General features: G+C 61.0%; 8 protein-coding genes and 1 pseudogene. 5 read left to right on the top strand and 4 right to left on the bottom strand.

Annotated elements, in window-relative coordinates:
• The first annotated feature begins 267 nt into the window (after positions 1–267).
• The 5 genes and pseudogenes from ACUVTA_RS07430 to ACUVTA_RS07410 all read left to right on the top strand — a co-directional run bounded on the left by ACUVTA_RS07430 (position 268) and on the right by ACUVTA_RS07410 (position 3,359).
• Positions 268–453, top strand: coding sequence for a hypothetical protein (locus ACUVTA_RS07430; protein WP_445952317.1), 186 nt, complete (start codon positions 268–270; stop codon positions 451–453).
• 278 nt (positions 454–731) lie between these two features.
• Positions 732–1,409, top strand: a complete 678-nt coding sequence (locus tag ACUVTA_RS07425) for an FAD-binding oxidoreductase (RefSeq protein ID WP_445952316.1) — start codon at positions 732–734, stop codon at positions 1,407–1,409.
• A 12-nt stretch (positions 1,410–1,421) separates the two neighbouring features.
• Positions 1,422–1,895: pseudogene (locus ACUVTA_RS07420) on the top strand (FAD-binding oxidoreductase); the annotation flags it as partial.
• The gene (locus tag ACUVTA_RS07415; protein ID WP_445952319.1) at positions 1,810–2,103 is read left to right on the top strand and encodes an FAD-linked oxidase C-terminal domain-containing protein; all 294 of its coding nucleotides are present in this window, start codon (positions 1,810–1,812) and stop codon (positions 2,101–2,103) included. The pseudogene ACUVTA_RS07420 and the gene ACUVTA_RS07415, both read left to right, overlap by 86 nt.
• Positions 2,103–3,359, top strand: a complete 1,257-nt coding sequence (locus ACUVTA_RS07410) for a (Fe-S)-binding protein (RefSeq protein WP_445952315.1) — start codon at positions 2,103–2,105, stop codon at positions 3,357–3,359. Before ACUVTA_RS07415 ends, ACUVTA_RS07410 begins: the two co-directional genes overlap by 1 nt.
• A gap of 27 nt (positions 3,360–3,386) precedes the next feature.
• On the opposite strand, the gene ACUVTA_RS07405 is transcribed toward ACUVTA_RS07410, so the two are convergent.
• The 4 genes from ACUVTA_RS07405 to ACUVTA_RS07390 all read right to left on the bottom strand — a co-directional run bounded on the left by ACUVTA_RS07405 (position 3,387) and on the right by ACUVTA_RS07390 (position 7,606).
• Positions 3,387–3,521 carry a hypothetical protein gene (locus tag ACUVTA_RS07405; protein ID WP_445952314.1) on the bottom strand — a complete coding sequence of 45 codons (135 nt, stop codon included), beginning with the start codon at positions 3,519–3,521 and terminating at the stop codon, positions 3,387–3,389.
• A 152-nt stretch (positions 3,522–3,673) separates the two neighbouring features.
• The gene (locus tag ACUVTA_RS07400) at positions 3,674–4,402 is read right to left on the bottom strand and encodes a type 1 glutamine amidotransferase (protein ID WP_445952313.1); all 729 of its coding nucleotides are present in this window, start codon (positions 4,400–4,402) and stop codon (positions 3,674–3,676) included.
• Positions 4,365–5,765 (bottom strand): MurT ligase domain-containing protein, encoded by a 1,401-nt coding sequence (locus ACUVTA_RS07395; protein ID WP_445952312.1) that lies wholly within the window; start codon positions 5,763–5,765, stop codon positions 4,365–4,367. The genes ACUVTA_RS07400 and ACUVTA_RS07395 overlap by 38 nt, the downstream gene beginning before the upstream one ends.
• A gap of 119 nt (positions 5,766–5,884) precedes the next feature.
• Positions 5,885–7,606, bottom strand: a complete 1,722-nt coding sequence (locus tag ACUVTA_RS07390; protein WP_445952318.1) for an adenosylcobalamin-dependent ribonucleoside-diphosphate reductase — start codon at positions 7,604–7,606, stop codon at positions 5,885–5,887.
• Positions 7,607–7,749 lie beyond the last annotated feature (143 nt).

The following is a 7,749-nucleotide window of genomic DNA, read 5'->3' as shown; positions in this document are numbered from 1 at the left end:
AAATAATTTTCAGCAACATTCCGCTTACCATACCTTAGCGCCCACTGCACCAAGTTTATCTCCCAGCGTCTCAAGGCGGGCAGGATACCGGTGGTTGGCCTACGGCCGGGTGGACGACCCCGCTCTCTTCCTGAAGGCACTGGGCAAGGGCGGCGAGGGGCTACAAAAGCTGATGCCGACGGCTGACTTTTTCCCGGCCATCTCCTACTGGGGCGGCTCTACATCAGCAAGGAGGCCCTTCTCCTCTACGGCGGCGACTTCAAAACGGTGGCCGTGTATAAAGAAACGATGGGCGGGCAGCCGAACCCGCTGGAGGCGATCGAGACGGTGATGCACTTTTCGGATTATGAATACGGCGAAGGGATAACGGTGGTCTTGCCGCCGGAGGCAGCGAACGCGCCGGAGGTCACGCTGCCGCCGGCGAAGGAAGGAAACGCCTCGGAGCAAAAGTAAGGTGAACGAAAATGTAGAAAGGGAGACTTAGCTCCCGCCCCTCATAGTACCGTGCCGTTTGGTACACGGCGTTTCACAAGATTGAGCGAAGTTTCCGGTAACGTTCGATTAAACTTAAGAAGCCCCTGGTCGTGCCAATAGGCAGGGCCAAGGGCTTCTTTATTTTGTCCCTATCTTCTACCTGGGGTTCGTAGTCCCCGGGCCGTAGTGCGCCCGGCAGGAAATTTGCCCGGGCGTGCCGAATCTTTTCCTAAAGATGCTCGGCGGGTGGCACTGACGTGTCTTACAAAAGCTTCATAGCGGCGGCAACTCGGCTCCTCGGCCCGGACTGGGTCCTCACCGACCCTGACCTGGTAGCCTGTTACGCCCGTGACGCTTCCGTGGCGGCAGGTACCCCGCAGGCGGTACTCCTCCCCGCCTCCACCGCCGAAGTGGCCGCCGTGATGAAGGCAGCCGGCCAAGTCGGTGTCCCGGTTACCCCGCGCGGCGCGGGAACGGGACTCGCCGGTGGTGCCGTAGCCACCCAAGGAGTTGTCCTGGCGCTTACCTGCCTCCGCGCGCTCGCCGTTTACCCGAAAGACCGCGTGGCCGTCGTAGGCGCCGGCGTTACCACCGGTGAAGTGCACACCGCCGCGGCAGCGGCTGGCCTCTTCTACCCGCCCGACCCTTCGAGCGCTTCTGTCGCCACCATCGGCGGTAATGTCGCGACCAATGCTGGCGGGCCCCACGGCTTTAAGTCCGGCGTTACCCGGGATTACGTCCTGGGGCTGGAGGCGGTCCTCGCCGACGGCACCATAATCCAGACCGGCGGCCGGACACTTAAAAACGCCACCGGGTACGACCTCACCGGTCTTCTTTGCGGGTCCGAAGGGACGCTCGCCATCATTACCGGCGCCGTCCTCCGGCTCATCCCCCTTCCCGAAGCAGCGGCGGGCTTGGTGGCCACGTTTGCCTAACTTGAGGCCGCTGCTCAAGGGGTGATCGCGGTTACGGGTGCAGGTATCGTTCCGGCGGCGCTGGAGATTATCGACCAAACGGCGCTCAGCTGCACTACACTCGCTCCCTGGGACGAACTACCAGCGGCTGTACTTTGGATCGAGATCGACGGGCCCGTGGAAACCGTTTCCCGACAGGTAGAAAAAGCGGCCACGCTCTGCCGGCAGGCTGGCGCATTCGCAACCTGGGCGGCGGCAGGAAAGCAACGCGAGGAGTTTTATCGGTTGCGGCGCAACGTTTCGGGAGCATTAGTGCGCCGCAACCCAGCGAAAATTGGCGAGGATGTGGTGGTTCCGGTAAGCCGAGTGCCGGATTTTATCCGCAGCGTCGCACGAATCGGTGCGGAAACCGGTATAGCAAATTGCCGTTTTTGGGCACGCCGCCGACGGCAACCTCCACCCGAACATCCTCTTCGACCCGCAGGAAACCGACCCCGCCCGGGTTGAGGCCGCAATAAGCGCAATCTTCCGGGAAGCGCTCGCCTGCGGCGGAACCCTCTCGGGCGAACACGGCGTCGGCGTCCTTAAGGCGCCCTATTTTGAGGCCGCCGTAGGGCCGGAGAGTGCGAATATAATGCGCGGGATCAAGGCGGTCTTCGACCCGCACGGCCTCCTCAATCCCGGCAAGATCTGGCCGGCGAAAGGTACCCAATAATGGTAACTCCGAACCCCTTCTGGCAGAAATCTGACCCTTACCGCTGTAGCCGCTGCGGCTTTTGCCTTGCCGTCTGTCCGACTTACCGCCTCACCCCGCGCGAACCAGATTCGCCCCGGGGTCGTCTGGTCCTCCTCAGGAGGGAGCCGCTTTCCCCGGTCGCCGGCGCCTACCTAGACCGCTGCCTAGGCTGCCGGGCCTGCGAGGCTGCCTGTCCCGCGGGCACCAGCCCCGCCCGTGCGGTCCAAGCGCGCGCCACTTTGTCCTCTCCTTCGTCCACCGGCTGCCTCATGGCGGGCCTGCTCCGCTTTGCCGCCCGCACAATCATCCCCGCACCGGGGCGCCTGGGGCTCGCGCTGCGGCTGCTCCACCTCCTGGACCGGACGTTCTTGCAGCTCCTTAAACTTTTTCCCGGCCAGCCTTCTAAAACCCTCGCCCTCTTGGCCGCCCTTTTAACCCCCTTCCCTCCCCGGCGGGCACCCCGGCGAACATCTCTTCTGCCCGCCCGTACAGCGGAAAAATGGCGGGTAGCCTTTTTCACCGGCTGTATTATGGAGAGCGCGCTCCGGACAGTTAACGACGCCGCCATCGAGCTGCGCCGCCAAGTCGGCTGCACGGTCGTCATCCCCCCGGCCCAGACCTGCTGCGGCGCTCTTCCCTATCACCTGGGGGATAAAAACACCGCCGCCAAGCTCGCCCGGCAGAACCTGGACGCCTTCGCGGCGGTAGAGCCTTATGATTTCGTCGTTGTTACGGCGGCTGCCTGTGCCGTTCACCTCCGGGAGTACCCGGAACTTTTCCCCGAAGCTTCCCCGGCGCGCACCGCGGCCCGATCCTTTGCCGCCCGGGTCCGCGAGTTGGCCGAATTCTTGCGGGAGACTGCCCCACCTCTCCTGCCGGTCGCGCCGGGAAAGGTGGCCTGCCACGAGTCCTGCCTGCTACGAAACACAACGCGCGCCAGCGTACTGCCGGCGGTTCTCTCCCGTCTGCCTGGCGTGGAAATATTACCCGCGCCGCACCTCGGCTGCTGCGGCAGTGCCGGCATCTACCTCTTACGCCACCCCGACGTGGCCCTGGCCCTGCTCGACGCCGAGGTTGTCGCGCTTGCCCAGACGGGCGCCGCCACGGTGGTCACCGACAACCCCGGTTGCCTTCTCTTCCTCCGCTACGGCCTGGAGCGCCACAACCTCACCGGAAAAATCGCGGTCCAGCACCTCGCCACGTTTCTCCACGTGGACCGGCAAAATAGACAATAAAAAAAGCCGCATCGCGCGGCTTATTAATCAGTTCTTAGGAGCGTTCTCAATCTCCACTACAATTGAGTTTTTCTCCTCCTCCAGCTCTTCCGGAAGCTCCTCTTCGGAAGGTAGCAACCGGTACTCGACCTCCTCGCCCTCGATCCAGGTGACCAGATACATTCTACCTTACCTCCTCTCCGCTCACGGCGGCGCATTTTGTATACAATATCCTATACACATTATAACCAAACAGCCCGCGCCGCCGCAAGAGGCTTGTGAAAGATTTTTCTTATTTAGGGTATTCTTACGCAGTACGGCTAAACTTTAGCCCCCTATCTTTTGACGCCAAGGCGGCGCAGCATCACCTCACTAGCCCGCTTCTCAAAGGAATCGTCGAGCGGCGCGAGGTACCTGTCAAGGCCGCGTCGTCTAAGCGCTAAGCGTAGGAGGTGGTCGCAAAGAGCCGGATTTTTGGGAAGGAGAGGACCGTGGAGATAAGAGCAGAAAACGTTTTTGTAGCGGGCGCCTTCCCAGCCGTCACGCCCGTTATTGCCGTAACCCCGGAGCACCCGGCCGAGGGGTTTTACCGCCCCGAGGAAGGTCTGTCCCGAATGGTTTTCGAAACCGCAGGCCCGGATCTTTCTCCCTTCCAGTTCGATTTCGATCGCGATATTGCCGATCAAGCGTTTTCGCCCCGCCTGGGTGTAAAAGTCGAGGATGCCGAGGCCCGGTATTTCCGTCCCGTCGAGCGTCCGGTAGAACCGCCCGAGCAGCTGGTAGCCACCGCAAATGGCAAGTACCACCAGCCCCGCCTCGATCGCGGTCCCGAGAGCCGCAGCGCGCCGCCGGAGGTCGGCAGCGATAAGGCTCTGCTCGCGGTCCGAACCGCCACCTAAAAAAAGAAAATCGACCTCCCGGAAATCGACCGGTTCCCCAAGTCGCACCCCCAGCACCCGCACCGGAATATTACGCCACCGGGCCCGTTGCGTAAAGGCGATGATGTTCCCCCGGTCCCCGTAAAGATTAAGAAGATCGGGGTACAGATGGCAGACTGTTAGCACCGTTAACCTCCGTAGCAAGACGCCGCAGGATCTTCTCGACCGGCCAGAGAGCCGTATAGGTCGCCAACAGGTAAACAATGCTCCCGTAGCCCTCTAACGCCCGCCGCACACCGGCGGCAAAGTGGCTGCAGGTTTCGATCTTCTGGACCGCGATGCCCGCGTACTTGAGTCGCAGCGCCATCTCCTCCGCCCGTCTCCCCGCGCAGACAAAACGGAGGATTTCCTTCCGGTTTTCGAGCCGCTCGAAATCAACGTCCCAAATCCAGGAGATGTCCCGCCCGTCCGCATCGTTATCGTTCAGCGCAATGAAAACATCCTTCGGCTCGGGACTGGCCGTAAGGAGGTTGAGGCTCTCGTTGAAACCGGCAGGATTTTTTACCAGGTTGAGATAAACTGGCCGCCCTTTATAAACGAACTCCTGGAGTCGCCCGGTTGCAGGCACATACCGGTGGAGGCTTGCCGCCACCTTTTCCGGCGCGATGCCAAGCCATAGCCCCACCCCAAAAACGGCAAGGGCGTTATAAACGTTATAGAAACCGGGTGTTGGTAGGGTAAGCGTGAGCACCTCGTCCCGCACCCGGACCACCGAGCGCGTTACCCCGTTCAGCGTCTGGACGCTGAGCGCCTCTACCTGGGCCCGTGGCCGGGCAAAGCCGCAACCAGAACAGCGGTAGGCGCCGAGCTGGCTATAATGGTAGTAGTCATAGGTAAACTCCTGCCCGCAGTAAGGGCAGAACCGCGCCTCCCTGGTGGTTCCCTGTGCCTCCTCCCCCCGCGTGGGAGCCCCCAGCCCGAAAAAGAGCACCTCGCGGCCCGTATCGGCGAGCATGGTGACCAACGGGTCGTCGGCATTAAGGACTAATTTCGTGGCGGGCAGCTTCGCCACCGTACTTCTGATAAAGGAAACAGTCTTGTCGAGTTCGCCGTAACGGTCAAGCTGGTCGCGGAAAAAGTTAGTAACCACCACAAGCCGCGGCCGAACAACTTCGGCCACCCGCGGGAAGGCCGCCTCATCCACTTCCAGAACTGCCCAGTCATAACCCACCCGCCCGCCGATGCTGCTGGCCCGGATGAAAGCGGTCGTAACCCCCGTTACGAGGTTAGCGCCTTCTCTATTCGCCACCACTCGCGCGCCTTCCGCCTCGAGCACCCGCGCCAGCATGTTGTTGGTCGTCGTTTTACCGTTGGTCCCAGTCACCATCACGGCCCCACACCGCGCCTGGCGGGCAAACGCGCCTAGCATTTCGGGGTAAAGGCGCAACGCTACAAGGCCCGGTAGGGACGAGCCCCGCCCACCACCGATCCGGCTTAAATGGTAAGCGCCTTTACCTATTAAAATCGCTGTCCATAACCGCAAGCGCATCGGCTGCCTCCGCTAAAATCATAATTAACCGGACTAAATTATATCCCTTTAACCCTAAAAATCAACGGCTCGCTTCCCCTTTTCTCCTCCCAGAACTTCTCCTTTTCCGATCCGAGCTATTAAATCCGGCAGGGGCGGCAATTTGCCGGAAGTGCAAGCGGCTGGTCCTTCCGGGAGCCTGTCCGGTACACCGTCAGGCCCTTAAGCCCCAAAGCGTGGGCTGTACGGAAGATCTCCGCCACGTCCGCCCGCGTAGCCGTCTCCGGCAGGTTAATCGTTTTGCTCACCGCGTTATCAGTGGATTGCTGGAAGGCCGCCTGCATCCGTAAATGCCACTCTGGCGCTATCTCTAAGGCGGTTTTGAAGACGGCCCGCGCCTCAGGCGGTAGCGCCGCCACCTCCTTTAGGGTCCCATCGCGGTAAACCTTATTTAGGACCGCCTCCCGCTGCATCTCCGGAAAGTTCGCCGCAAGGTAAGCGAGAAAAGGTTTGTTAACCACCAGCAATTTCCGCCGGTCAAAAACGGTCCGGGTGTAACTGAGCGCAAAAACCGGCTCGATACCGGAGCTGACCCCCGCGATCCCGCTAATCGACCCCGTAGGCGCGATCGTCGTCAGGGTGGCGTTGCGCAAGGGCAGATCCGGATAGTAGACGGATTTATCCCAGGCCGGAAAGGTTCCCCGTTCGGAGGCCAGTTGCCGGGAAGCCGCCCTCGCTTCCGCCCGGATGAAACCCATTAGCTCAGCGGCAAGCTGCAACGCCGCTTCGGAATCGTAAGGGATACGCAACAGGAAGAGTAAGTCGGCCCAACCCATCACCCCGAGGCCCACCTTGCGCGTTCTGCGCGTTGCTACCGCTATCGCCGGTACCGGAAAGCTATTCACTTCCACTACGTCGTCAAGAAAGCGTACCGCATCGTGCACCACGGCGCGGAGCTTTTCCCAGTCAACGCTTTGCCCCTTAACCATCTGCGCCAGGTTGATGGAACCAAGGTTGCAGGACTCGTAAGGCAAAAGCGGTTGCTCTCCGCACGGATTGGTCGCTTCGATCCGGCCCAAGGCCGGCGTCGGGTTGGCCCGGTTGACCGCGTCGAGGAAGAGGAGCCCGGGCTCCCCGGTAGCGTGGGCGTGTGCGACGATATGGTCGAAGATCTCCCGGGCCGGGACCGAGCGGTAAACCCGCCCTCCGAAGCGGAGCGGGAAATCTTTGCCCGCAGCACAGGCCGCAAAGAATTCCTCGGTCACCGCCACCGAGATATTGAAGTTCCGCATTTCCCCTTCTTTTTCTTTGCAGGCAACGAACTCGAAAATGTCGGGGTGGTTGACCCGTAAGATGCCCATGTTGGCCCCCCGGCGCACCCCGCCCTGCTTTACCTCCTCGGTGGCCGCGTTAAAGATGCGCATGAAGCTCACCGGCCCAGAAGCTACCCCGCCGGTTGATTGGACCGGATCCCCTTTGGGCCGGAGCCGGGAAAAGTCAAAACCGGTGCCCCCGCCGCTCTTGTGGATAAGCGCCGTCTGTTTGAGGGTCTCGAAGATCGCCTCAATGCTGTCCTCAACCGGTAGGACAAAGCAAGCAGCAAGCTGTCCCCCCTGCCGCCCAGCGTTAATTAACGTCGGGCTGTTAGGCAGAAAGTCGAGCGCCGCCATTAGCGCAAAAAAGCGCTCCGCCCATGCCGCAACCGTTTTGGGATTCGCCCCGAAGTGAGCCTCCGCTGCGGCTACCGCCCGGGCCACCCGCCAAAACATCTCTTCTGGAGTTTCGGTTACCCGACCCGCCGCGTCACGCCATAGATAGCGCCCCCCGAGAATTACCTGCTGGTTCAAATCAAGCTCTTTCATCGCCACCACGCATCTACGTAAATTTCTGCCCGAAGCGTTTGCCCGTCAGGCGAGGTCTCTGAAAAACCAGCTTAAAAAATAACCTATCATTCCTAAAGGGATACCCACAAAATGGAACAATTTACATGGCACTACAAATTAAA

Source organism: Thermodesulfitimonas sp. (assembly GCF_052743955.1).
This window is presented reverse-complemented; position numbering and strand designations above follow the sequence as displayed.

Bases quoted from the DNA above. Each gene is read 5' to 3' on its own strand.
- ACUVTA_RS07410 (WP_445952315.1), top strand. From the start codon at position 2,103: ATGGTAACTCCGAACCCCTTCTGGCAGAAATCTGACCCTTACCGCTGT.
- ACUVTA_RS07405 (WP_445952314.1), bottom strand. From the start codon at position 3,521: ATGTATCTGGTCACCTGGATCGAGGGCGAGGAGGTCGAGTACCGGTTG.
- ACUVTA_RS07395 (WP_445952312.1), bottom strand. From the start codon at position 5,765: ATGCGCTTGCGGTTATGGACAGCGATTTTAATAGGTAAAGGCGCTTAC.
- ACUVTA_RS07390 (WP_445952318.1), bottom strand. From the start codon at position 7,606: ATGAAAGAGCTTGATTTGAACCAGCAGGTAATTCTCGGGGGGCGCTAT.